Source organism: Azoarcus sp. L1K30, from assembly GCF_018122735.1.
Lineage (GTDB): Bacteria > Pseudomonadota > Gammaproteobacteria > Burkholderiales > Rhodocyclaceae > Parazoarcus.
In genome coordinates, this window is sequence record NZ_JAGRRD010000001.1 from 3,934,281 (window position 1) to 3,958,109 (window position 23,829).

A 23,829-nucleotide genomic window follows, 5' to 3' on the forward strand; every position below is an offset into this window, starting at 1 on the left:
CGGCAGCGTACGAGGTGTATAAGAGACAGGCCTTGGTGAGCGGCGCCGGTGTTCTGGCCGGCTGGGCCATGGGGGCGGGCATTGTCGGCGCCGGCTTGGCTTTCGCCACCGCGGCGGCAGCCAACTCGCTGGCGCTGTCCGCGATCTTCGCCAGATCGGCAGGTCCGGGTGGTTTGCAGACTTCGCGCCACATGCGCTCATCGACCGAATTCCTGGCCACCACCACCGGCGTCTGGTCTGCCACTGACTCTTCCCGCAACACGCGTTCGGCGGCATCCAGGTACACGCGCTTGATGGTAAAGAAGCTGCTGTTGCGGCAGTCGTAACGGTTGAGTGCCTTCACCGTGCGGTAGCCCGCCTTGCCTGCCTCCGCGTCGCCCAGTACCACACGCCCCCACGACACCTTGGTGCCGCGGTCCGAGTCGAAAATGCTCGCGCGGTCGATCTCGATCTTGCGCCCGGCATCGCTCAGCACGACCTGCCAGTCGGCGGCGAAGACGGGCGTGCCAAGACAGGCCGCGAGCGCGGCGCATAGATAGCGCAGGAATGGGCGAGACCAAGCGGGCTTCATTGCTGTGGGTCCGTGAGGGGTATGGAGTATTTCGGCAGGTGAAGGGGAATCTTTAGGTTAGGGACAGTATGAATTCAGTTGCTTGTGCGTTCTTCCGCGTCAACGCCGGTTTCCCGTCTTGTCGGTTCAGGTAAACGTCTTGTTGCAGGTATGACTTTTGCTCGGGAACTTGGAGAGTCCGAGAGTAGAGACGCGGTGTAAGATGGCGGCCGCGGCGCGTTGCTGCACTCAGATATTCGTCATGGTTTAGAAGATGGCTGGCAGCGAATATGCGCGATATTTTATCGGTGTTGAATAGATATGGAGTGCTCAAGGTGCCATGGTCCCTCTGGGCGATTGTTGCACTTCAAGCGCGTCACTGGATCCTGCTGGTATTGGTCGTCTTGTCCGCAAGACGCTCACCCGATACCGTGAGATTGCTTGGGGACGACTTTTCGTGGTTTCAGCTAGGGTTGGAAACACCGATCCTGTTTCTCGTGCTGGCGATCATGCAGCGCCACCCCGAGGCCGGGCGTTTCATTCGAGCACTTTGGCGCCGTGGTCGAGAAATCGTGTCCATCGCTGCGCTATTGAATCTGGGCTGGGTCGTATGGTTCCTCGCATCGTCCTACTACTGGCGCCCGTGGCCGGAACGGGTGGTATTGCTCCTCGGACTGGTTGATTTGCTTATCCTCGTATCGGTATGGCGATCAGAGCATTATCGTCAACTCTTCTCCGAGTTTCCCGAGTCTTCATCATCGTCAAAACAAGAGGCACTAAAGTGATACGTGTGTTCATCGGATTTGATCCGAGAGAGACTGTTGCGTGGCATGTTCTGGTGCACAGCATTCTCAGTCGTTCCTCGGCACCAGTAAGTTTTGTGCCCCTCGCCCTGAATAATCTGGAGGGGCTCATGTGGCGCGAGCGAAACAATCTCCAGTCGACCGATTTCTCATTCTCCAGATTTCTGACGCCCTACCTGTCGGGGTATGAGGGGTGGTCCATTTTCATGGACTGCGACATGCTGGTTCTGGACGATATAGCCAAGCTCTGGAACATGCGGGATGAGAAATATTCAGTGATGTGCGTGAAGCACGATCACAAACCCCGCGAGAGTATCAAGTTCCTGAATGCACCGCAGACTGCTTACGGAAAGAAGAACTGGTCGAGCGTGATGCTGTTCAATAATGCACGCTGCAAGTCCCTGACTCCCGAGTATGTCAATGCTGCAACGGGACTTGAATTGCATCAATTCAAGTGGTTGGAGGGCGATGATCAAATTGGCGAATTACCGCCTGAATGGAATCATCTCGTTGGATATGACGAGCCGGCAAAGTCGGTTTCGAACGTTCATTACACCATCGGGGGCCCGTATTTCAGGGAATATGTCGATTGCGAGTATGCCGCGGAGTGGTTGAGCGATCGTGACCGCATGTTGAGAGTGGACCAGCGCGACTGAGGTTGATCTCTCGATGTACGGAGAATCAATGAGTTTCGGAACCAGTACCGCACGTTCGGTGAGAGCCTGATGCGTATTCAGTGGATAGTTGATGGAATTGAATTTCAGCATGGTGAATACGTATCCGCGTTAGCCACGAACAGGTACAGGGTGCTGATTCCGGCTGATGAACTCAGGCGCTTAGGGCATGACGTCACGCTCACGAATGTGACCGACTCGCCTGCCAACTTGAAGCGCGAATCCGGTGTGGCAGACGTCCTGATTCTGGGGAAGCTCCTTGCCGGGGCGGATGGAGTGCGTTTCAGGCAACTGAGCGAAAAAATGATCGATGTGGCCCGTTGGGCAAGGACGCAAGGTGCAGTCGTCGTCGCCGATATCAATGATGACCACTTCGCCCATCCCTTGCTCGGCCCGCATTGGAAGGCTGTATGTGAGGTCGCCGATCTGGTGACTGCCGGTTCCCGAACGATGGCCGATCGCATCAGGGAGATTGCCGGGACTGCAGTAACAGTCATTGGGGATCCAGTGGCATCGCCCAAAGGCGGCGCACGTGTATTTCGGATGCCTTCAGCTTCTGTTCGATTCTTGCAGGGGTTTTCGCGGATACTGGGGTTCGTGGCGCCGTCACGGGTTCGATTGGCGTGGTTCGGAAGCCCCACGAACTGGGCCGAGATGGCAAGGTTTTCCGAGAAGATTCCCGTTGCCTTGTCCGGCAAGCGCGGGCTGGTTTCGGTCGTGAGTTCGCCGAATTGCGGGCTGGAGGAGTTTGCCGATCGATTCAATGCTCGATATGCGCCATCCGTACTGATGGAGTTCGTGCCATGGAGCGAACAAGCGACCTGGGATGTCCTTGAGCAATCCCACATCGTGCTGATTCCGGCTGATGTCGGTGACGCGAAGAAGACGGTCAAGTCGGCAAATCGACTGGTGGATGCCATCAATACAGGGCGGTTCGTCGTTGCCTCTCCTGTGCCCGCCTATGCGCCATTCAGTGAAGGCGCATGGATCGGTGAGTCACTTGAGGAAGGCGTGCGTTGGGCGCTCTCGAATCCTGACGCCGCACTTGAGCGCATCAGAAATGGGCAGCGCCTCGTCGAGGAAGCCAGTGACAGGCGTCTCGTCGGCAAGCAGTGGGAATTCGTCCTAGATCAATACAGGCAGATCTCCCGGCGGGAATTACCGCCAAGGGGCGACGAGAACGCTCAGATCACCCATGATCAGGTACCGAGTCCGGCACCTCTCCGCCTCAATCTTGGCTGTGGCGACAAGGTGCTCGATGGTTATGTGAATGTTGACGTGGTCGAGAGCAGGAGCGGCAAGCGCCCGGATGTCCTGTGTGACCTCCATCGTCTGGAGCCCTTTCAGGACAATTCAGTCGATGAGATCCTTTCCGTTCACGTGATCGAGCATTTCTGGCGTTGGGAGGTCGTGGATATCCTGCGGGAATGGATTCGGGTATTGAAGCCGGGCGGACGCATGATTCTCGAGTGTCCGAATCTGATCTCCGCCTGTGAAGAATTCCTGAGCGATCCTGAGCGGCAGGCGGGTGGTGGGCCGGAGGGGCAGCGCAGCATGTGGGTATTCTACGGCGACCCCCGCTGGAAGGATCCGTACATGGTGCACCGATGGGGGTATACGCCGAAGAGCCTGGCAGCGGTGATGAGCAAGGCCGGGCTGGTCGATGCGCGTCAGGAGCCCGCGCAGTACAAACTTAGGGAGCCGCGCGACATGCGGATTGTGGCCTTCAAACCTTCGAACAGTTGAGTTGGTGACAGATGGATCGACTTGAAGCTTTGCGGATTGCGCGCGAGCAAGGTAATACCGATGAAGCATTGTCGGCCTTGCGCGCGGTGATACGAGAGGATCCTGATGATGAAGAGTGCGTGCTGACAGCTGCATTCATGATCATGCAGATGGGGCGCTACGCGGAGGCGTCTGAACTTCTCGCACTTGTCTCGGTTTCCGCGATTGATCCCGCAACGCCTACACTTCTGGGCCAGGCATTGATGGCCCAGGGTCGCATGGACGAGGCGATGAAGGTGCTCACCGACGGGATTGCGCGATTCTCGACCTATCCCAAGATTTATGAGGTCAGAGGGGACATCAACTTCTACAAGCACCGATTCAAGGAGGCTCTGGAAGATCGGCGCAAGGCTGTTTATCTGCAGAAGTCTCCTCAGATCCGGCTATATACGGCGCTGGTGAACTCGATACTTTCCGCGAGCAGTGGATACGGTTACTCGCCAAGTGAGATTGAGTACGCCTGCAAAATGGTCAAAGCCGAGGCAGATGGTGCTCGCGAGGGCGAACTCTTTGAGTTTGCGGAGAGTATTTTCCAGATCAAGGACAGAATGGATCTGGCCGCTGAGCTTGTCGAACGGGTGATGCCCTGCCCGGATGGATTCAAAGACGAGACATTTAGATGGCGTACGGTGGAGGACTATTGCGCGGCATCATCCAGTGTTGTCCTGCCTGTCAATGCAGGGGAGCAGTTGCCAGGTCTCCCGACCTATCTGCTTGAACTGAGCCACGCGTCGGTTGCGCCAAGTTTGCAGTGGATTCCCATCCTGCGCGATTCGGGCGCGATTCTTTCCGGTTTTGCTTCTCTGCGTTTGCGGACAGCGCGTGAAAATGGCACATCGCCATTGCTCCTGAACAACAGTTTCGCAGCACGTTTGAGACTGCCGAGCACCGCTTCTGCTTACTATGAACAGGCAATCGTCCTGGGGGGAATGCCGCAGTATTACCACAACACGATCGACTATTTTTCTCGCCTCGCGCTAGTGGCAGGAAGGCCCGAATACGAGGCATTTCCCATCCTGGTCAATAGCGATCTCGCAGAGTTTCAGCGCGCATTCTTTGCCGCAGCGGGCGTATCCGCAGACCGACTAGTCCTAGTGGCGCCTGATGAGGTTGTCGAGGTTCGCAGGGCGATCGTGCCGGCAATGCTGGCGCGGGGAGGCAGGCAAGTGCATCCGTACTTGCCTGCCTGGTATCGGTCCGTGTTCGTAAAGGATTCGGCGCGTCCAGATGAGCGAAAGCTCAAGCTCTATGTCTCTCGTGGGGAGGGGCTCAAGCGACGCTTAAGCAACGAGCGCGAACTGGTGAAGTCACTTCAGGAAAGAGGATTCGAAATGATCGATCCCGCGCAACTGACCGTACCCGAGCAGGTTGACCTGTTTTCGCGTGCAGAGGTCGTTGTAGCGCCGACGGGCGCGTCCTTGTCAAATATGGTCTTCATGCCGTCAGGTGGATTGATCGTTTCCCTGATCGGGGGGTATCTGAGCCATAGTCCAGGTTCGCGCTGGTTTGACGTACTGGCGCTTGCATGTGGTCATCGTTACACGGAGGTCAGTGGGGTTTCCAACGAGTTTGTTGGCGGAAGGCTCATCGATGCCGATTTCGAGGTCGACGTCTCCAAGGTTCTGTCGGCAATTGACGAAATGGAGTCGCGGGCATGTTGAACACGGGAACGGTGCTCGTGTCCGGAGGTGCCGGCTTCATCGGTTCCCATCTGTGCGAAAGGCTGCTCGGAGACGGCTACGATGTGTTGTGCCTGGACAATTTCTATACGGGCACGAAGAAGAACATCCGGCACCTGATCGGAGATCCCCGGTTTGAGCTCGTTCGGCACAATATCTGGATGCCGATCTTTGTCGAAGTCGACCGGATATTCAATCTGGCCTGTCCTGCGAGCCCTGTTCACTATCAGAATGATCCCGTCGCCACGGTGAAGACGTCGGTGCTCGGCTCAATCAACATGCTCGGCCTTGCCAAGAGGCGGAGTGCCAGAATCCTGCAGGCCTCGACCTCCGAAGTGTATGGGGATCCGCAAAGACATCCCCAGAGCGAGGAGTATTGGGGACATGTCAATCCGATAGGGTTCAGGGCATGCTATGACGAGGGGAAGCGCTGCGCTGAAACCTTGTTTTTCGACTATCACCGTCAGCATGCGGTAGATATCCGCTTGGTGCGGATATTCAATACCTACGGGCCGAGGATGCACCCGAATGATGGCAGGGTGGTTTCGAATTTCGTCGTGAGTGCCTTAACCGGAAAGCCGCTGACACTTTACGGCGACGGCAGCCAGACTCGCTCGTTCTGCTATGTGGATGACATGGTCGAGGGCTTGGTGAGGATGATGGACCAGAGCTCGAGTATCGGCCCGGTGAATCTGGGCAATCCGGAAGAGATAAGCATCAGGGAGCTGGCGGAGCGAGTTGTAAGGATGACCAACTCCGCCAGTCCCATTGTGTTCAAACCTTTGCCAAATGACGATCCTCACCGCCGCCAGCCCGATATCAGCAGGGCAACGGAGTTGCTCGACTGGCGACCGAGAGTATGCCTTGAGGACGGCTTGAAGGAGACAATTGCGTACTTCAGGAGCGTGTTCAAGTGAGTCCGCAGCCAGTACCTTGCCATTGTCCGGTTTGTGGCGGGGCAGTCGGTTTTTCCGTGCTTCCACCGGTGGCGCATCCCCTTGCGATACTGGCATGGCCGGATACCGAGCGGGACGCCCGTTCGCTGCCTCGACTACCGCTGTCTTTCGTGCAATGCACGCGATGTTCGCATGTGTTCAACCATGAGTTTGTTTACCCGGGGGAGGAGTACGCGGACAACTCGATGCGGATGTACAACAGCGGAGTCTCCTGGCGAGGTCATCTGTCGGATCTCCGTGAGCAATTGCTGGCTCACCTTCCTTCGAATCCAACGGTTGTGGAGATCGGCTGTGGTTCGGGTGAGTTTCTGCAAGGGTTGTGCGAGCATCGGCCAGGTCGATATATCGGGTTTGATCCGCAGGCTCGCGAAGAGGGGGCCATCGGAACCGTCGAGATTCGGCAATGCCTCTTCTCCCCGCTCGAGCATATTTCTGAGCTGAAACCGAATCTCATTGTCATAAGGCATGTGCTCGAACATCTTCTTGACCCGTTCGTGTTGCTCGAACGCATGGCGTGGGCTGCATCGCTAGAAGGGCTTGATTGCAAGCTTTTTGCCGAAGTGCCGTGCATCGACGTCGCGTTGCGTCATGGCCGTCTCGCCGACTTCTATTACGAGCATTACTCCCAGTTCACTACGCGCTCTTTCGAGTACCTCATTCGCCGTGCCGGCAAGTTGATGTCCGTTGCGCATGGTTACGGCGATGAGGTTGTGTTCGGCCTCGCAACGCTTGGAGTTCCCGCAGAACAGTTAGAATCGGCAGTCTGGACCGATGTGTCGTTGGCTCGCGTGTCCGGCTTCCGCATCAAGGTCGCCGCGCAACTCGATGCGATGGTGGATGCTCGAAAGCGTGTCGTGATCTGGGGCGGGGTTGGAAAAGCCGCATCGTTCATGAACTACTACGGGCTGGATGCGGAGCGATTTCCGCTGGTCGTCGACTCGGACATGCGCAAGGTTGGCAGCCACGTGCCGGGGACGGGGCAGCTGATTCAGAGCATCGGTGCGCTCAAGGATGAGTGTTTCGATGTGCTGCTGATACCGGCAAACTGGAGGGTAAGGGATGTGATGCAGGAAGCGGAGCGTCTTGGTGTCCGCTTTGCCGTCGCCCTGATCGAACACGAGGGGGAGCTTGTCGATCCCCTGAACGTCAGGACGCCGTACCTGTAGGTTTGCGAGTGCCGAGGGTGAAGCGCGGGGCGTGTTTATTGGCGAGGCTTGCGACTCATGCTTACTACGAGAGCCTCGACGGCCAAGGCGACAAACTCCTTCGTGTAACCGAGGTCCGTCAGTTCCCATCGAAAGGCATTGCTCAGACGTGCTTTACCGATGATGCCTAGGCTGTTCTCTGACTTGAAGGTGACGGCCTGTTCGCACGCTTCCTCCAATATGCGGGTCAGGCGGTTAACCGACGGGCGCTTACCGGGTTGTTGATCGAGAGCAGGCGGGTATCTTTTTGCAATGTCCTTAGCCAGTTTTCGCGAAAATGTTGTTGTATCAACAGGCTTAAATAGGCTTAGAAGACCCATGGGAAGTGACTGTATGTAGTGTTGGGGGGCTTATCAATGGGCGAAAAGCCCCCCGATAAAATTAGCTGCGGCAGGAGGCCGGCGCGTACTTGGCCATGTTGCTGGTGCAAGTCCAGTTGACGGTCTGGCCAGTCCAGGACGGAGCAAGCGTAGCAATGAATCCGCTCGTACCGACTTCGGACTTCGCATTTACGACAATCACCCCGGCTGAAGAGACGGTGCCGTTTTGAACGAACTGGGAGCTTGCAATGGTGATCCCGGTAACGTTGGTACAACCATTGTTTACCTGACACGACTCGGTGACGCCGGTGCGAGCTGAAGAAGCTGCGAGAAGGACCTCCGATACTCGGGCGCGAACGGTGTAATCTTGATAAGCGGGCAGTGCAACAGCTGCCAGGATACCGATAATCGCAACCACGATCATCAGTTCGATCAGGGTAAAGCCCTTTTGCAACGATTTCATTTGAATTACCTCCTTGATTGTTTGCGCGTTGCGCAGTTTCTAGTAAGCAATAGTCGTGCCTTATGCTTTGCTCCATGTCAGCAGTGCTCGTCGAACATCTTCAAGCAAGGTGTTCCAGTCGCCTGAGTGTTGCTGTCTGAAGATCCGGGAACTCGGGTACCAAGGCATGGAGGACGACTTCAGCCCGTAACGCCATTCCGGGATTTTGGGCGCGAGGACCCACACCGGTGTCCCAAGGGCCCCCGCGTAGTGAACCGTCGTATTGCACACGGAGATCACCAGGTCCAGCGACGAGATCAATGCTGAGAATTCGTCGAGGTCCGAGATTGACTCTGGCCAATAATGCAAATCGAGCCCGGTCTCTCCACATCGTTGGACGTCGGTCTCGACTTTTCCGTACTGCAGACACACCCACTCGGCATCACAGGCTTTTGATAGTGGGGCAAATGCCGTCGCATCAAGTGATCGGACTGCAGTGCGGGTGTGCTCTGTGCCTCCACGCCAGGAAATCCCGATGCGTGGTCGTCCTGTGCGACCAGCGATCTGCGCACGCCAATGCTCGGTTCGAAGTTCGTCGGCTCTCAGGTAGCCGGCGTGTTTGGGAAAGCTCTGGAGGTCCCGTCTGAAGTGGCGAGGAAGATCTCCTGCAGGGACGTAGTAATCCATGGGGCCAAGTGCCTTGACCCATTCAAGGCCGCGATCTTGTTGGCTGCCAATGACTTCGCACTCGGGAAAGGACCGGGCCAAGGTTGGAGCGATACGTGATATTGCTTCGACGACGACACGCGACGGGCCTTGAGCAAGGAGATCAGGCAGGCAGGAGGCGAACATCACCTGATCGCCAAGCCCTTGTTCAGCAAGGACAACGATGCGCTTGCCGGTGAGTGTTTCACCATTCCAGTGTGGGAAAGGGAGGGTGCGGAAGTGCTTGGAGTCGCTAAGGTTTCTATATGCATAACCATCCCACCCGTCGGCGAATCTTTCATGCAGGAGCAGTATGGAAGATTGCAGGAATCTCAGATGCGGGTTGTTGGGTTCGTGCTTGAGGTATTCTTCGAGCAATGGCTGCGCTTCATCGAATCGGCCGGAGAAAATGAGCGCATTGGCATAGCTGCCAACTACTGCGGGCAATAGTTGCGGTGCTTCTGTCAACAGCCGCTGGTAAAGGTCGATTGCTTCGTCGTACCGACAAGTAGCCATCATGTTGTTTGCAATCAGTGCCCGCGTGGTCGGAGAGTCGTCCTGCAGCAAGGCACGCTCGAGAAACGGGGTGCTTTCGACGAACCGTTCCTGCTTTCCTAGGAGTTCCGACATGTCCAGCAGCGCAGATAGCGGGGCCTTCTCCCCGGCAACCGCTTCGCGAAGATAGCGATCCGCGAGCGCCAGGTTGCCCATGGCCATCTGCAGAGAGCCCATGGTTCCGGAGATTTCCGGTGTTGAGGCATTGTGAGCAAGGAAAATGTTCAGCGTGTCCACTCCCCCTTGCGCATCTCCGGCTGCTAGATGGAGGCGCGCAAGTTGGGTTGCGAGCGAACTATCCCGTGGTGATTCAGTGAAAAGCCGCTCAGCCAAGGATATTGCTTGATCTAGCTCGTTCGCGGCCGTTAGTTGCTCCAGTCGGTCAAGGTCCGTAGTCGGCCCGAGCGGAGGCTCCTCGCCTTGGTCCAAACTGTTATCTTTTGAGGGTACCCCTGCCTCTTCCGCATCGGCGTCGAGTTGTTCCCGATTCCGTATGGCATGTTCGAACGCTGGGTCCAGTGAAAGGGCCCGATCAAAGGCATAGGCCGCGTCGCGCCGCTTGCCTGCTGCCCGACGAGCGATACCGAGATTGTTCCAGGATGCCTTGTCCATGGGGTCAAGGCGGACTGCCTCTTTGAGGATCCGTTCAGCAATAGCATGATTGCCGAGTTGAAGCTGGCACAATCCAAGCTGTGCCCGAAATCGCGCGTTGTCAGGTGCCGCGCCGATGGCGAACTGTGCGTGGCGCAGGGCTGCAGTGAAGTCGGCCCGCTCGCCCAAGATCAACGATAGGCCATGATGTGCTTCAGGCTGACTGGGGTCTTGATCAAGCGCTGCCTTGAAGGCTCTTTCGGCATCCGTGTCGCGGCGCTCGAAGTACGCGAGCTCTCCTTCCAGGCATTCGACGGTTGCCGGTGGGACGTGATTCTTCCGCGACAATGCGTTGATTGAACGTCTGGCATCCGAAAACGCTCTCTGACGAATTTGAGCCCGGATCTCTTCCGGTGTTGTCGCCCCTTTTCGAATGAGCGACGATTTCGCAAGGCTGATGAGTTGGGCGAACATGGAAACCTGACGGTGCATCCAAAGGACTCAATGTACCAAGAATCACGCAATTCATCTGCTCTTGCCAGGATCGTGAAGGCGTCAGGCATGACAATTCGGGGGCGTCTTTCGTGTCAAAAATCGACAAGATGTCAAATGTTGACGGTCATGATGGGTGCCTATCCCGCCTGGCCGCTCAGTACGCAATGCACGATTCGCATACGGTGCCGCGGACGTCACGCTTGAGATGTGCTTCACGAAGCCGGACGAATTCCGGGGCGTTCCAGGCGTCCATGAACGATGTTACGTTCAGATCGCCCATGGTCCAGTTTGCAGTGGCGTCAAAGCAGCAGGCGGAAAGCTTGCCCTCTGCGGTAACGTGCCCTTCGGTAAAGGCGGACCAGCACGGTAGCGGTTCCCTGAGTGCCTCGAGTCGCCCCTGGTTGCCGGCGGTTGGACGATATCCCAGTTCCTCTTCCCTTTGTACCGCGAATGCCCCCATCGAGTAGAGCGGGAGCCAATAGTGCTCGTCCACATATGGGCGAACCTTTTCGTCCAGCAGCTGCTCCATCTTCTGTTGCTGTTCGCCGTCATACCGAATCGACGACGCGTACAGGCCCGTCTTGTAGCCACCGCTGTTCCGAACCTCCCAGCCCGCTTGAATATTCTCCAGCGCGGTATGGAAAAGCTTCTTCGAGACGCCCATGACTGATTCGAACTGTGTTTCGTCGGCAGCATTGACCGACCATTTGAGCGAGTCGAGTCCTGCTTTCATGCACGCTTCGATCGCCTCCGGAAACGCCATTGAGGCATTCGAGGTCAAGAACACATAGGGCATTGTTATCTCGTGCTTGAGGTAGTCGATACAGTCGACCAGGAGACGAGGGTTCATGAATGACTCGCCAAGGTAGAACACGCCGATCTCCTCTACGCCGGCGTCGCGCATCTCACGCGTGATGCGTTTGAAGAGTTGGAAGTCCATGTCCCACTTCGGTTGAACTGCCCGGGACCTCAGCGCGCAAAAGCCGCAGCGATAATTGCAGCGTGGCGAGATCTCGATCTTCACGCTCTTTGGCGCGGGGAGCGTGGCGTGCCTGTAGGCTTCCGGAATGCGGGTGATTGCGTCAATGCGCGTGGTGATCATGATGCTTGGCCTCACTCATTGGATACATGCGGAGTAGAGGCCGATTCGAGCAGGATGGCGTTGACCTGAATCAACGGAGAGGGTCTGGGGCGGCCTGAGCGGGGAAGTGCGTCGTGATTAAGCCCGCCAATGCCGTCGAGCAGTCAAGGTAGAAGCCCCCAGACCTGCATCCCGCTTCAATCGTGCATGCGTCGACGTCCCGCAAACCCAGCCGCCATCCCGATCACCAGCAGCGCAAGCACGCCTGGTTCCGGCACGCTCTGCGCGCGTCGCGTTACCGTAAGCTGGTCCTGGGAGTTGCCGGCGCTCAACGCGACGAAGTCGTACAGCGAGGATGTGTAGGCCTGGTTTCCGAGTTGGGTGTTCCAGATCGCGAGATCATTGATCCACGTAGTGGCCAGTGCGGTGGCCGTGCCGAATGCCGAGGTTGTGAGGAACTTTCCGCTGCTCAGACTGAGGTTGGCGCCGTCAGTCACGATCTCCCATAAGGCAAGTTGGAAGGCGGATGCGGCGTCGGTCAGGGTGGTGACGGCCTCGTAGTGAAGATCGTACAGGCGGGCGATCAGGTTTTGCTGGGGCTGATCGAAGCGGCCTGCCAGCGCGCCGCTACTGAACAGCGTGTCGCCGCTGAGAAGGGCCGTCTTGGGTTCGATGCAGAAGGAACCGAGCAGCCCGCTTGCGTAACTCGTTTCACCTGGTGCCTTCTGTTTGAAGGTCAGCATGCCGGCACTGACACCAGAGTTCTTGTAGGTGCCGTTGTTGAACACGCTGATGGTGCCGGTTTTTGCCCCGGAGACTAGGCCCTGGAAGTTGAGGATCAGGTCGGCGTGGGCGAGGTTGGCGCTCAGCGCAGCTGCAGTACCGATGGCCAGTGCGGCGAAGAAGGAGCGTAGGCGCATGCTGCGGGTTCCTGTTCATTTTCGATTGGCGGGGCGACCCCTTGGATGAGTGAATTATCCATATGATGCAAAAATGGCGAAAACGATAAAACCGTATGCATGTGCGATGAATCACGGTCGCCATGTCATTGTGCTCGTCGTGCGCACAACGATGCCCCTGCCCGATTGACTGAATCAATCGGGCAGGGGATTTTATCCGCGAGGCGCTGCCTCTCCCTCCAGTCCAATCAGGCCAGATTCATCTTGCGCGCAGCTTCGCGCAACTCCGCACGGAAGTTCGGGTGTGCAATGCCGATGAGCGCTTCCGCCCGTTGCTTGGCCGTCTTGCCGCGCAGTTGCGCAACACCGTACTCGGTCACCACGTAGTTGATGTCGTTCTTGCTGGTGGTGACATGGGTGCCCGGGCACAGCACGGGCGCAATGCGCGAGATGGTGTCGTTCTTGGCAGTCGATGGCAGTACGATGAAGGCCTTGCCGTTCTTCGAGCGATTGGCTGCACGGACGAAGTCCACCTGTCCGCCGGTACCCGAGTAGGGCGTATGGCCGAGGCTCTCCGAGCCGCACTGGCCGAGCAGGTCGATCTGCAGCGTGGCGTTGATGCAGCACAGATTGTCGTTGCGGGCGGCAATGTAGGGATCGTTGGTGAAATCGACCGGGTGCATTTCCAGCATCGGGTTGCGGTGCAGGAAGCGATACAGCTTGCGCGAGCCCAGCGCGAAGGTGGCGACCATCTTGCCGGGCATGAAAGTCTTGCGCTGGTTGGTGACGGCGCCGCTCTCGATCAGGGATAGGATGCCGTCGCCGATCATCTCGGTATGGATGCCGAGGTCGCGCTTGTGCTGCAGCTGCATCACGACCGCGTCGGGAATTCCGCCGTAGCCGATCTGCAGTGTGGCGCCATCGTCGATGAGTTCGGCCACGTGCTTGCCGATCGCTTCCTGGATGGGGCCGATGGTCGGCAGTCCGACTTCGAACAGTTCGTCATTGGTCTCCACCAGGCCTGCGACCTGCGAAATGTGGATGTGGCAGTCTCCGTTTGCGAAGGGGACGTTCGGATTGACTTCGAGCAGGACGACGCGTGCCTTGCGTACCGCTGCCATGGTGTAGTCGGGCGCGAGCGAGAGCGAGAAATAGCCGTGCTCGTCCATTGGCGAGGCCATGGTCATCACGACGTCTGCCGGTGACAGGCCACGATCGATCAGCATCGGCAGTTCGGAAAAATAGGCGGGAACGAAATCGACCCAGCCCGATTGCCCGCCGGCGCGGGTTGCGCCGCCGAAGAAATACGCATCATGGCGGATGTTGGCGCGAGTCTCGGGATCGAGGTAGGCAAACTTGCGCAACGGCAGGATCTGACTGACTGCCACGTCGCTGAGGGTATGGCGGCGCTCGGACAGTGCCTGCAGCAAGGCAGGCGGCTCTCCTACGCCAGTCGGCACGACGATGGTATTGCCATTGTTGACCATGCCGACTGCGTCGGCCGGACTCATCCTTTTCTGCTCGTAAAGCGTTTGCATGTTCATACTCTCTCTCCTATCAACTGCTTTTATATACGTCTCTATCAGGGATTATACGTATATTCCATACCTACGCGTATGGATGAGAGGATGATCAGTTCGCGCTGGACGGGCCTTGATGAAAGACAAGATCGGCAACGGGCTCACCGCCGCACAGATGTTGATCGATGATGCGTTGCATGTTCGTCGGCGTGACGTTGTAGTACCACACGCCGTCCGGTTGCACGCACAGGATCGGGCCGCCCTTGCATGCGGCAAAGCAGGACGCCCGGGTGCGCTTCACGCGTAAAGTGCCGGCGTCCAGTCCGGCGTGCCGGAAGCGCTCGCCGAGACTGTCGAACAAGGCCTGGGCGTCACTGTTGGCGTTGCATCGTGGGCCGGTACACACCAGCAAATGGCGGTGATAGTTGCCGAGTTTGGGTTTTTCCACAACGCCTTCGGCCACGGCGGTTTGCGTTGCGTCGTGGCGGTTCATGCGCCTGCCTCCACGTCGGCGATTTCTGCGCTGCGCAGGTCGGCAAGCGTGGCGACGATGTAGTCGAGTGGCAGTACGTACCGCGCGGCAAGTTGCGCAGGTGTTTCGTGGCTGCCGCGCAGGGTCTCGAGCCACCCGCTGAGCCCTGTACTCAGCGAGCGTCCGGCCTGTTCGCCACTGCGGGTGGCACGCTCGCCATCTGCGACCTCGTATTTGTTGCCGTAGCCGCGCGGCGTCACCATCAGGCCGTCACGCACGAAGGTGTGCGAATTGCCGATGAGCACGGTCGTAAGCATGCCAATGTCGCACTCGCTCATCTTGTCCAGCGTGGTGAACTCGATACGCTGCTTTGGTCGATAGGCCGACTTGACGATCGCCACCGGGGTGTCGGGCCGGCGGTGACGCAGGAACAGGCGCTGGGCCTCGACGATCTGGCGCGTGCGGCGACCGCTCTTGGGGTTATAGAGGGCGACCACGAAATCGGCGTAGGCGACCGCATCGAGGCGACGAGCGATGGTCGGCCAGGGGGTGAGCAGATCGGACAGCGAGATGGCGCAGAAGTCGTGCGTCAGCGGGGCGCCGACCAGCGCGGCGCAGGTGTTGAGTGCCGAGGCGCCGGGAATGATCTCGACCTCGATGTCCGACTCGGGCGTCCATCCGGCCTGAAACAGGACTTCGAAGGTAGGCCCGGCCATGCCATACACGCCGGCATCGCCGGACGAGATCAGCGCCACCTTTTTGCCTTGCCGGGCGCGGTCGAGCGATTCGATGGCGCGGTCGAGCTCTTCGGTCATCGACTTCCTGATCACTTCCTTGCCGTCGAGCAGGTCGGCGACCAGCTTGATATAGGTGACATAGCCGATGATGGTGTCAGCCTCGGCGATGGCCGCGCGTGCGCGCGCGGTGAGGTGGTCGTGACTGCCGGGGCCGAGGCCCACCAGCATGATCTTGCCCTTGGCGGTTGTCGTGTTCATTCGGTGATCCTTGCAATGGAGATGGTGGCGTTCTTGCCGTCAGGTCCGCGCACCTTGTGCTTTTCGACCAGCAGTGCGCCCTGCTCCGCATTGGCCGCGATCAGCGCGGCGGCTTCCGAGACCGAGGGCGTGCCGGTGTAGCGACGCACGGTGTCGGACGGGTTGGGTACCGCGATCGCGGCGAGGCGTGCGGCAGGGTGAAATGCGATGCGCCAGCCGTGAACGGCCGCGAGCACTGCCAGGCCGGGTTCGTCTTCCTTGAGGTCGATGCTGGCGACGGCGCCGACTGCGTCAAGGCCGACGCCGGCGGCCGCCAGCGCTTCATTGACTGCACGGGCGAGGGTTTCGAACGGGGTGCCGCGGTCGCAGCCGAGTCCAAGTGCGACTCTCATTGCACGCTCGCAGCAGTGGGGCGGTAGATGACCTTCTTGCCACTCAAACGCTCGGCAAGCGTGTCAGGCAGGCTTCGATTGCTGACCCACAGCACGGCGCCGAATGCATCCGGGTCGATGTCTTCGATGCGGTCGAAGCGGTGCAGATTGGCGGGCAAGGCGCCGCTGCGACCGTTGGCGTGACGCAGCCACCAGTCGGTGCTGCCGGCTTCCTGAACCAGCGCCACCGGTTCGTCATTCACGACGGCAGCGCTGGCCCGCACGATTTCGTCATGGCTGGCTTCGAAGGTCCAGCCCAGTTCGCGGCCCAGCAGGTCGACGGCAAGGGTTTCGCGAGCATCGGAGGCGGTGGTGAGCACCTGCTGCGCGCCAAGCGTGTGCGCGAGCATGCCCGCCAGCGCGTTGGCGCCGCCGAGGTGACCGGAGAGCACCGGGATGGCGTAACGTCCGGCTTCGTCGAGTACCACGATGCCGGGATCGCTTTCCTTGTTCTTCAAATGCGGAGCGATGAGTCGGACGACTGCGCCGAGTGAGACGATGCAGATGATGCCTTCGAAAGCCGCGAACAGTGCGGGAATCTGGTCACCGGTCTTGCCGGTGAAGCAGGCAAAGGCACCCGGTGCGGCCGCCTCGGCTTCGCTGTGGAACTTCTCCGGAGCGAACAGGGTGGCGCCGGGCAGGACGGCCACCACCTTGCCGGCGAGCGCAATGCCGTGACGGGTGATCGAGACGACCGCGACTTTGTGATTGGGGAAGGGGAGGTGTTGGGTCATGTGCAAACGTCTTCTATAGGGTGGTCTTTCAGGTGGTGGCGATTGAACACGGCAGGGGGCTCGCGTGGAGCGCGCCGGGGTGTTCGGCCAGCGGGCTGTCGTGAGCGCCGGTTCGGCGGGCGGCGGCGGGGAAACAAGGCGATGTATGTCTGAGGGAGCGCAGCGAACGAGTTTGCATCGCCGCCCCGACGACGCTTGACGAGCCGGGAAGCCGAAGGCCGCGAGCGTCTGCCCGATGGCCGAATGCCTCGGGTAGGCGCTTCACGCGAGTCCCCGGTAGAGCGTGGCACGGATCAGTGAGCTTCGCTTCACGTGGCGGCCTCTGCTGCTGCAGTGAAATCCGGGGCTCCTGATCGCTTGCGACAGCCACGGCGCAGTTCTCCGCGTACGCGCTTCGGGTTCTGCACCAGCAGCAGCGACAGGTAATTCACCTTCTCTCCGCGCAGACTGGAGACGTCGCGTACGACGCGCTCCTCGGGTGAGCCCACTTTCTCGATGAAGCAGGTGCTGGCGATCAGCCCGCGGCGTTCGAGCAGATCCAGTACCTCGTCCAGCAACGGCTTGACCTTCATCAGCACCAGGGTGTCGAACTCGTCGAGCAGATGGTCGATTACCGGTACGCCGTAGGCGGCGGGGATGATGGCCAGGGTCTCGTCTTCTTCGGCCAGCGCCACATCCGTTCGGGCGGCGGCCGCGGCAAATGAACTGACGCCGGGGATGGTTTCCACCGTGACCTCGGGCGCCAGCTCGCGCACTGCGCGTGCAAGGTGGCGGAAGGTGGAGTAAGTGGAGGCATCGCCTTCGACCAGAAAGGCGACATCACGCCCGCTTGCCAGCCACTCGACCGTGCGGCTGGCGGCGCGCGCCCACGCCTTGGCCAGTGCGGTCGCATCGCGCGTCATTGGAAAGACCAGTTCGGCGGCGTCGGCCGGAATCTCGAGTCCACCCCGGCGGGCGATGCCGAGTGCATAAGAGCTTTCCTCCGCGCGTTTGACCGGGTAGGCCCAGCGTGCGCCGGATTGCAGTGCTGCCCAGCCGCGGCGGGTGATGAGGTCGGGGTCACCGGGGCCGAGCGAGACGCCGATCAGGCGGCCGAAGCCGCAAGAAGGGGGCGATGCTTGAAGGGCGGTGGTGCGCACGTCATTCATGGGTGTTGCCTCCTGCGAGGTCTGATGGACGGCCTGCAGCCTGCGCGCTGACGATCCACACCGGGTTCTGGGCAGCGAGGCGGTGCATGTCGAGAATCGGCTGACTGCGCGCGGCCGAGAGCATGGTGACGTCCCAAGTGGCGCCAAGCTGCTGAAGAGTCCGGGTGGCGAGGGCAAGGTTTTCCAGGGTGACGAAGTTCATTACCAGGCGCCCGCGGGGCTTGAGCCTGCCAAGGACCAGTGCGATAAGTTCCCCCAGTTCGCCGCCCGAGCCGCCGATGAAAACCGCGTCGGGTGCGGGCCATGTATCGAGCCCGGCAGGCGCCTTGGCTTCGAACAGGCTGTAATTGCTCGCGTGCATGCGTCGCGCGTTGACGCGGGCGTTGGCTGCATCTCCACTGTTCTTCTCGATTGCCCACACGTGGCCGAGGTAAGCGATGCGGCTGGCTTCAAGGCCGACCGAGCCGGAGCCCGCGCCGATATCCCACACGATGCTGTCGGCGCGCAGGCCAAGGCGGGCGAGCGAAACCGCACGCGCTTCGAGCTTGGTGATCAGCCCCTTCTCGGGCGTGCGTTGCACGAAATCGAGATCGTCGAAGCCGAATACCGGTGCGGTATGCGGAATGCTCGAGACGAGGTCGGGCGGGTAGCGTGTCGGTGCGCATTCGTCACCTGCCCGGGCGATGCGTTCGATGATTACGACGTTGGGGTCGGGAAAGCGGCGGCGCGCTGCGTCGGTCAGGCTCAGGTTGGCAAAGACGGCTTCGTCCGCATGACACAGACAGGCGACGACGGATAGCCTGACGCTTTCGTGCGCGTCATCGCCGTAGCCGGCGGCGAGCAGTGCGCGGGCGATGCGGTCCGGGCTGTTGTGCGGGCTGGTGAAAGTGGCGACCAGCGGATGGCTGGCGACCGCGCGCACCAGTTTGTACAGGCCGTGTGCCGGTGTCGGGCCGGGAGCCGCGTCGTCACCGGGCCACTCGCCTGCATCGGGGCCATGGCAGGAGCTGATACGCGCGTCATGCCACGGCTTCTTGAGGCGGGCGAAGGCGAGCTGAATGGTCGATGGTGCGGGCATGATCTCGACTGCGCCGGCGCCGAGCTTGCCGATCAGAAAGCGGGCAATGCCGTGACACAGCGGATCACCCGTGGCGAGTACTGCAACCGGTCTGCCCCCTTCGAGCGCGCTGACGATCCATGCTGGCGTTTGCGACAGCGCACCGTCCATGTCGAGACACTCGGTGCCTTCGGGCAGAAAGGGCGCGACGAGATCAAGCGTGCGCCGGGCACCGATCAAAAGGCTGGCGCCGCGCAGTCTCGCCTGGGCGGCTGCGGGCAGGCTGGCCCAGCCCTCATCGATGATGCCGATCACGCTGCACAGCGGGTGTTGGTTGTCAGGCATGTGCGGGTTCCATCAGTTCTTCTTCGTTCAGGGTCACGATCGGCACGCCCTCGAAATTGCAGGCCAGCACGGTGAGGCGGTGGGGACCGGGGTAGCGCTCGCGCAGGCTGCGGATGGCGCGGGCGGCGAGCGAGCGGTGAAAGGCCACCGCGAGTCCGAGTTCAGCCAGGCGTTCGGCGGCAAAGCGGGCGGTTTCGGCGGCGCGGATCTCCTCGATCAGATCGGCGGGTGCGCCGACTTCGGCTGCCGCGCCGGCGATCAGGTCGCGGTCGACCTCCTCGCGCCAGGCGTGGGTGACCGACAGGCCCTGGGCGATCTTGGTCAGCTTGCCCACCATGGCACCGATGATGATGTGCTGCATGTCGTGCTTGAGCGCGGTGGCGAACGCGGCCTTGACGAAGTCGCCCATCTGCACGAAACAGGCTTCGTCGAGTTGCGGGAACTCGCGCATCGCGCACTTTTCGGTCCGGCCGCCCGTCGTGAACACCACCGAGGTCTGGCCCTGGTTCGCCGCCACATCCACGGCCTGGATCACGCTCGCGCGAAAGGCTGCAGTCGAATAGGGGCGGACGATGCCGGTGGTGCCGAGGATGCTGATGCCGCCCAGAATGCCGAGCCGGGCATTCAGTGTTTTCTTCGCCATCTCTTCGCCACCGGGCACCGAGATGGTGACTTCAAGGCTGTCGCCGGCGGAAAGAATGGCTGCGCCTGCGCTGGCGACGTTTTCGGTGATGCTGCGTCGTGGCGCAGGGTTGATCGCGGGGCCACCGACATCGAGTCCGAGGCCGGGCTTGGTGACGATGCCGACGCCGGGGCCTCCCTTGAGGATGATGGCACCGCCCCCGCCGATGATGCGGCGCACGTCGGCGGTGAGGTGGGCACCATGCGTGGCGTCGGGGTCGTCGCCTGCGTCCTTGATCGAGACCGCATGCGCGTGGCCACCTCCCGGGTGCCGTATCACCGTGCCGTCGCTGATGTTGAAGCGCACGCGCTGGGTGTTCGGCAGCACGCATTCGACCGCCTCGGGCACCACACCCTGCACCAGTCCGAGCGTGGCCGCAGTGGCTGCAGCCGCCGCGTTGGCGCCGGTCGAGAAGCCGGTGCGATTGCCGCGGTCGCGCTTGGGATCACCCTTGCGAACCTTCTCGGGAGGCGTGTGACCGGCTGCCATGGGGTGTTCAGGCCTGGGCGGGCTGCAGTTGGCATGCCTCGGCCAGTCCGAGCAGTGCATGCAGTGCCGCGACCACCAGCGTCGATCCCCCCTTGCGCCCACGGATCACGATCCATGGCACCTCGGTGAGCCCTGCCATCAGGTCCTTGGACTCGGCGGCAGAGACGAAGCCCACCGGCATGCCAATGACCAGCGCCGGGCGTGCTCCTTCTTCGCGGATCAGGCGGACAATTTCGATCAACGCGGTGGGCGCGTTGCCGATACCGACCAGTGCGCCATCGAGCAAGCCTTGCCGGTGCGCCTTGCGCATGGCCTGCACCGCACGCGTCGTGTTCTCCGTCGTGGCCTGTTCGATGACGTCGGGGTCGGAGATGAACTGGTGGGTGTGGATGCCGAAGTGCGCCAGGCGCGAGGCCGACAGGCCGACGCAGATCATCTCGACATCGGCGACGATCGCCGCCCCGCCGCTCAGGATGGCCGCCAGTCCGGCATCGACCGCCGCGGGATGAAAGTCGGTTAGACCGTTGAAGTCGAAGTCGGCATTGGCGTGAATCATGCGGCGCACGATGGGCCATTGCTCGGGGAGATAGTCGTGCCGGGCGACCTCGGCGTCGATGACGGCAAAGGAGTCATGCTCGATAGCACGGCCCGCGGCGGTGAGCTGCTCGGTAACGGTGTTGGTGGTCATGGTCGAGTTCTGGGCACTGAGCTCAGGCGGGTGCATGGTTGCAGTGGTGTTCGTGCGCGTGACCAACCGAATGCGCAGCATGCACGTGGGTGTGGCTGTGGTCGTGCAGATGCTCGGCTTCGGCGGCGAGGCGATACTTGCAGCCGTCGCATTCGAGCAGACTGCCTTCCGCTGTGCCCGATTCCGCGACGCGACGGTCGAGCAGGTCGAAGATCCCCTCGTCGAAGCCGAAATGGGTGCCGAGGGCGAATGCAATGTGAGGAAACTGGGCTTGCAGGCGTCCGGTCTGGGCCTTGATGCGGTCCATCAGCACGCCGCTGAAGAGATACACAGGGACAATGCAGATCTGCATCATGCCCAGGCGGACCTGGCGCTGAACCACGGTTTCGAGCCGGGGGAAGGTGATGCTGGTGAAGGCGAGATCGACCAGATCATGGTCGTGGTCTTCGAACACCCAGCGGGTCATGCGGGCGAGCTCGCCATTTGCGCCGGCATCGGACGAGCCGCGGCCGAGCAGGATGACGCCGGTGGTGCGCGGGTCGGGGCTGGCGAGCTGGTGCAGCAGGCGGTCGAGCTGGCCCTTGAGCACGGCAAGCATCTCGCGGCCCATACCCAAATGGCGAGTGCACACGAAGTCCGTTAATGGATGACGGACGCGGGCACGTGAAACCGCCGCCGGCAGCTCCATCTTCACATGGCCCGCTGCGTTGAGAATGAAGGGCACGACGGTGACCCGGCGTGCGTTCCGGGCGGCGCGGTCCAGGCCCTCGTCGAGCAGGACTTCCGCATGTTCGATGAAGCAGGCCTCGATGCGCCACCCCGGGTGACGCTCCTGCCACTGGGTAGCGAACTGCAGGATCTCGAGGTTGCCTTCGCGGTTGCGCGAACCATGGCCGACGAGGAGGATGGTGTGATCGTTCATGACGGAATCTCGGTGATTGCGCTTTCCGTGCCGACGTCCTGCATCAGGGAGGCCTTGCGGAAACGGTGTGAAAAACCGGGGTCGTAGAGTTTGGAGCGGGCGATATCGGCCCAGTCGCGCGCGCCCAGCGCGGGGCTGGCGATGATCATGGCCTGCGAGGCGATCTTCTCGTCCTGGCAGCGACGCTTGATGTCGGCGAGCGTGCCGCGCACGATCTTCTCGGCGCCGGGCCAGCTGGCCTTCTGCACCACGACGATGGGCGAGTGCTCGGACCATCCGGCGCCGCGCAACGCACGCTGGACTTCATGCAGCAACGTGATCGACAGAAAGATGCACAAGGTGCTGCGATGCGCTGCCAGCGCTTCGAGTTCTTCGCCTGCCGGCATCGGCGTGCGCCCGGCGACCCGAGTGAGAATCACGGTTTGCGTGACTTCAGGCAGGGTCAGGGTTTCGCCTGCCGCAGCGGCCGCGGCCATGGCCGAAGACACGCCCGGCACGACCTTCCACTGCACGCCGGCGGCGTCGAGCGGGCGGGTCATCTCCACCAGCGCGCCGTACAGGCCGGGGTCGCCGGTCTGCAGGCGTACAACGGTGGCATGACGGGCGCAGGCGTCGAGCAGCCATGCGCTCATCTCCTCCAGCGTCATGTCCTTGGAGTCGCGAATCTCGCAACCCGCCGGAGCGAAGCGCGTGGCGGCCTGGTCGACCAGCGACCCGGCAAAAAGGATCGCGCCAGCCTCTTCAAGCAGCCTGCGACCCTTGACCGTGATCAGATCGGGGTCGCCGGGGCCGGCGCCGACGAACCAGATGACACCCATGTGCTCAACCTGCCCGCAGGGTGGTGCACAGCTTCATCGGCGGGCTGGCGGCATAAGGTTGCAGCAGGCGGATCAGACTGAAGGTGATCAGCGGTTCGAGCACCACCAGCGGAGCATAGGCCATCGCGAAGGCGGCCCAGTCGGCAAGCGGCGTGGCCACTTCGCCAATCGCGAGCCAGAAGCCGACCATCGAGGTCACGCCGGCGTAGAACACGGCGTCGAGCTTCATGATGTTGCGCAGCCTGAGACTGTCGAAGCGCTTGCCGACGGTGTGGTGTACCAGCATCAGCGGGAGTGCGAGCGATAGCGTGTTCACCCCGAGGTGGACGAGGTCGCCCGGTTCGAACAGCAGGCCCTGAAGTGCCAGACCGACGCCGAAGCCGAGCAACGTGGGGACGAAGCCAAGGATCAGGTACATCGGCATGGCGCCGACGAAATGGAGTTCTGACGGGCCGACTGCGAGGTGAAAGCTCTGCATGAAGACCGAGAAGAACAGCGCTGCGAGCACGGTGCGCAGGATCAGTTGCGGTTGTCGCAACAGCGGCAGGATGTGGCTGGCGAGCAGCCCGGTGGCGGCGACGTTGGCGGCGGCGATTTTGGCGGTGGAAACGTAACCCGGTTCGATATGCATGAAGACTCCCCTCGTGTGCTTGGCTGGTGACCTGAAGCCGGGGAGGCAGACGCAGGCACGCATGGACAGGCCATGGACGTGCGACCGACTGCACAAAACGAATTTCGAATGCGGCTGGCATGGCGACGTACGAAAACGGATACGGCCCGCATGAACC

At 60.8% G+C, this 23,829-nt stretch carries 23 protein-coding genes; 6 read left to right on the plus strand and 17 right to left on the minus strand.

Going from position 1 to position 23,829, the window contains the following annotated elements; all coding sequences use genetic code 11:
- Positions 1-571: surface-adhesin E family protein (locus tag J5J83_RS17955; protein WP_349251919.1), on the minus strand; the 571-nt coding region annotated here is incomplete at its 3' end.
- Positions 572-840: 269 nt separating this feature from the next.
- Here J5J83_RS17955 and J5J83_RS17960 point away from each other — a divergent pair.
- The 6 genes from J5J83_RS17960 (at position 841) to J5J83_RS17985 (ending at position 7,613) form a co-directional block, all read left to right on the plus strand.
- Positions 841-1,335, plus strand: coding sequence for a DUF2919 family protein (locus J5J83_RS17960; protein ID WP_212351316.1), 495 nt, complete (start codon positions 841-843; stop codon positions 1,333-1,335).
- 5 nt (positions 1,336-1,340) lie between these two features.
- On the plus strand, positions 1,341-2,009 hold the full coding sequence (locus J5J83_RS17965) for a hypothetical protein (protein WP_212351317.1): 669 nt from the start codon (positions 1,341-1,343) through the stop codon (positions 2,007-2,009).
- Between the two features lie 69 nt (positions 2,010-2,078).
- Positions 2,079-3,773 carry a methyltransferase domain-containing protein gene (locus J5J83_RS17970; RefSeq protein WP_212351318.1) on the plus strand — a complete coding sequence of 565 codons (1,695 nt, stop codon included), beginning with the start codon at positions 2,079-2,081 and terminating at the stop codon, positions 3,771-3,773.
- An 11-nt stretch (positions 3,774-3,784) separates the two neighbouring features.
- Complete coding sequence (locus J5J83_RS17975) at positions 3,785-5,473, plus strand: glycosyltransferase 61 family protein (RefSeq protein WP_212351319.1); 1,689 nt, start codon at positions 3,785-3,787, stop codon at positions 5,471-5,473.
- The gene (locus J5J83_RS17980; RefSeq protein WP_212351320.1) at positions 5,467-6,408 is read left to right on the plus strand and encodes a UDP-glucuronic acid decarboxylase family protein; all 942 of its coding nucleotides are present in this window, start codon (positions 5,467-5,469) and stop codon (positions 6,406-6,408) included. Before J5J83_RS17975 ends, J5J83_RS17980 begins: the two co-directional genes overlap by 7 nt.
- Before the next feature lie 224 nt (positions 6,409-6,632).
- A complete protein-coding gene (locus J5J83_RS17985) occupies positions 6,633-7,613 on the plus strand; it encodes a class I SAM-dependent methyltransferase (RefSeq protein ID WP_212351321.1) in 981 nt (326 codons plus the stop codon).
- Between the two features lie 420 nt (positions 7,614-8,033).
- Here the strand turns inward: J5J83_RS17985 and J5J83_RS17990 are convergent, their stop codons facing one another.
- The 16 genes from J5J83_RS17990 to J5J83_RS18065 form a co-directional block, all read right to left on the minus strand.
- Positions 8,034-8,435, minus strand: coding sequence for a pilin (locus J5J83_RS17990; RefSeq protein WP_212351322.1), 402 nt, complete (start codon positions 8,433-8,435; stop codon positions 8,034-8,036).
- A gap of 60 nt (positions 8,436-8,495) precedes the next feature.
- Positions 8,496-10,739, minus strand: a complete 2,244-nt coding sequence (locus J5J83_RS17995) for a tetratricopeptide repeat protein (RefSeq protein WP_212351323.1) — start codon at positions 10,737-10,739, stop codon at positions 8,496-8,498.
- Between the two features lie 175 nt (positions 10,740-10,914).
- Positions 10,915-11,784 (minus strand): radical SAM/SPASM domain-containing protein, encoded by an 870-nt coding sequence (locus J5J83_RS18000; RefSeq protein WP_212351324.1) that lies wholly within the window; start codon positions 11,782-11,784, stop codon positions 10,915-10,917.
- A 254-nt stretch (positions 11,785-12,038) separates the two neighbouring features.
- Positions 12,039-12,761, minus strand: coding sequence for a PEP-CTERM sorting domain-containing protein (locus tag J5J83_RS18005; RefSeq protein ID WP_212351325.1), 723 nt, complete (start codon positions 12,759-12,761; stop codon positions 12,039-12,041).
- Positions 12,762-12,988: 227 nt separating this feature from the next.
- A complete protein-coding gene (locus tag J5J83_RS18010; RefSeq protein ID WP_212351326.1) occupies positions 12,989-14,284 on the minus strand; it encodes an acetyl-CoA hydrolase/transferase family protein in 1,296 nt (431 codons plus the stop codon).
- A gap of 88 nt (positions 14,285-14,372) precedes the next feature.
- Positions 14,373-14,753, minus strand: a complete 381-nt coding sequence (locus tag J5J83_RS18015) for a ferredoxin (protein ID WP_212351327.1) — start codon at positions 14,751-14,753, stop codon at positions 14,373-14,375.
- Positions 14,750-15,727, minus strand: a complete 978-nt coding sequence (cobJ, locus tag J5J83_RS18020; RefSeq protein ID WP_212351328.1) for a precorrin-3B C(17)-methyltransferase — start codon at positions 15,725-15,727, stop codon at positions 14,750-14,752. The genes J5J83_RS18015 and cobJ overlap by 4 nt, the downstream gene beginning before the upstream one ends.
- Entirely contained in the window at positions 15,724-16,119 is a 396-nt protein-coding gene (locus J5J83_RS18025) for a cobalamin biosynthesis protein (protein WP_212351329.1), read from the minus strand. Before J5J83_RS18025 ends, cobJ begins: the two co-directional genes overlap by 4 nt.
- Entirely contained in the window at positions 16,116-16,892 is a 777-nt protein-coding gene (locus J5J83_RS18030) for a cobalamin biosynthesis central domain-containing protein (protein WP_212351330.1), read from the minus strand. The genes J5J83_RS18025 and J5J83_RS18030 overlap by 4 nt, the downstream gene beginning before the upstream one ends.
- A gap of 308 nt (positions 16,893-17,200) precedes the next feature.
- Entirely contained in the window at positions 17,201-18,040 is an 840-nt protein-coding gene (cobI, locus tag J5J83_RS18035; RefSeq protein WP_212351331.1) for a precorrin-2 C(20)-methyltransferase, read from the minus strand.
- Positions 18,033-19,442, minus strand: coding sequence for a precorrin-6y C5,15-methyltransferase (decarboxylating) subunit CbiE (gene cbiE, locus J5J83_RS18040; protein ID WP_212351332.1), 1,410 nt, complete (start codon positions 19,440-19,442; stop codon positions 18,033-18,035). The genes cobI and cbiE overlap by 8 nt, the downstream gene beginning before the upstream one ends.
- Positions 19,435-20,613: a cobalt-precorrin-5B (C(1))-methyltransferase gene (locus J5J83_RS18045; RefSeq protein WP_212351333.1), complete on the minus strand. Its 1,179-nt coding sequence runs from the start codon at positions 20,611-20,613 to the stop codon at positions 19,435-19,437. Before J5J83_RS18045 ends, cbiE begins: the two co-directional genes overlap by 8 nt.
- Positions 20,614-20,620: 7 nt before the next feature.
- Entirely contained in the window at positions 20,621-21,301 is a 681-nt protein-coding gene (locus tag J5J83_RS18050; RefSeq protein ID WP_212351334.1) for a precorrin-8X methylmutase, read from the minus strand.
- 22 nt (positions 21,302-21,323) lie between these two features.
- On the minus strand, positions 21,324-22,223 hold the full coding sequence (locus J5J83_RS18055) for a sirohydrochlorin chelatase (protein WP_212351335.1): 900 nt from the start codon (positions 22,221-22,223) through the stop codon (positions 21,324-21,326).
- Positions 22,220-23,041 (minus strand): precorrin-4 C(11)-methyltransferase, encoded by an 822-nt coding sequence (cobM, locus tag J5J83_RS18060; RefSeq protein WP_212351336.1) that lies wholly within the window; start codon positions 23,039-23,041, stop codon positions 22,220-22,222. The genes J5J83_RS18055 and cobM overlap by 4 nt, the downstream gene beginning before the upstream one ends.
- A 4-nt stretch (positions 23,042-23,045) precedes the next feature.
- The gene (locus tag J5J83_RS18065) at positions 23,046-23,672 is read right to left on the minus strand and encodes an energy-coupling factor ABC transporter permease (protein WP_212351337.1); all 627 of its coding nucleotides are present in this window, start codon (positions 23,670-23,672) and stop codon (positions 23,046-23,048) included.
- Positions 23,673-23,829 lie beyond the last annotated feature (157 nt).

Coding starts and splice junctions, on each gene's coding strand:
- J5J83_RS17960 (WP_212351316.1), top strand. CDS start 841: ATGCGCGATATTTTATCGGTGTTGAATAGATATGGAGTGCTCAAGGTG.
- J5J83_RS17970 (WP_212351318.1), top strand. CDS start 2,079: ATGCGTATTCAGTGGATAGTTGATGGAATTGAATTTCAGCATGGTGAA.
- J5J83_RS17975 (WP_212351319.1), top strand. CDS start 3,785: ATGGATCGACTTGAAGCTTTGCGGATTGCGCGCGAGCAAGGTAATACC.
- J5J83_RS17980 (WP_212351320.1), top strand. CDS start 5,467: ATGTTGAACACGGGAACGGTGCTCGTGTCCGGAGGTGCCGGCTTCATC.
- J5J83_RS17985 (WP_212351321.1), top strand. CDS start 6,633: ATGCGGATGTACAACAGCGGAGTCTCCTGGCGAGGTCATCTGTCGGAT.
- J5J83_RS17990 (WP_212351322.1), bottom strand. CDS start 8,435: ATGAAATCGTTGCAAAAGGGCTTTACCCTGATCGAACTGATGATCGTG.
- J5J83_RS17995 (WP_212351323.1), bottom strand. CDS start 10,739: ATGTTCGCCCAACTCATCAGCCTTGCGAAATCGTCGCTCATTCGAAAA.
- J5J83_RS18005 (WP_212351325.1), bottom strand. CDS start 12,761: ATGCGCCTACGCTCCTTCTTCGCCGCACTGGCCATCGGTACTGCAGCT.
- J5J83_RS18010 (WP_212351326.1), bottom strand. CDS start 14,284: ATGAACATGCAAACGCTTTACGAGCAGAAAAGGATGAGTCCGGCCGAC.
- J5J83_RS18015 (WP_212351327.1), bottom strand. CDS start 14,753: ATGAACCGCCACGACGCAACGCAAACCGCCGTGGCCGAAGGCGTTGTG.
- cobJ (WP_212351328.1), bottom strand. CDS start 15,727: ATGAACACGACAACCGCCAAGGGCAAGATCATGCTGGTGGGCCTCGGC.
- J5J83_RS18025 (WP_212351329.1), bottom strand. CDS start 16,119: ATGAGAGTCGCACTTGGACTCGGCTGCGACCGCGGCACCCCGTTCGAA.
- J5J83_RS18030 (WP_212351330.1), bottom strand. CDS start 16,892: ATGACCCAACACCTCCCCTTCCCCAATCACAAAGTCGCGGTCGTCTCG.
- cobI (WP_212351331.1), bottom strand. CDS start 18,040: ATGAATGACGTGCGCACCACCGCCCTTCAAGCATCGCCCCCTTCTTGC.
- cbiE (WP_212351332.1), bottom strand. CDS start 19,442: ATGCCTGACAACCAACACCCGCTGTGCAGCGTGATCGGCATCATCGAT.
- J5J83_RS18045 (WP_212351333.1), bottom strand. CDS start 20,613: ATGGCAGCCGGTCACACGCCTCCCGAGAAGGTTCGCAAGGGTGATCCC.
- J5J83_RS18050 (WP_212351334.1), bottom strand. CDS start 21,301: ATGACCACCAACACCGTTACCGAGCAGCTCACCGCCGCGGGCCGTGCT.
- J5J83_RS18055 (WP_212351335.1), bottom strand. CDS start 22,223: ATGAACGATCACACCATCCTCCTCGTCGGCCATGGTTCGCGCAACCGC.
- cobM (WP_212351336.1), bottom strand. CDS start 23,041: ATGGGTGTCATCTGGTTCGTCGGCGCCGGCCCCGGCGACCCCGATCTG.
- J5J83_RS18065 (WP_212351337.1), bottom strand. CDS start 23,672: ATGCATATCGAACCGGGTTACGTTTCCACCGCCAAAATCGCCGCCGCC.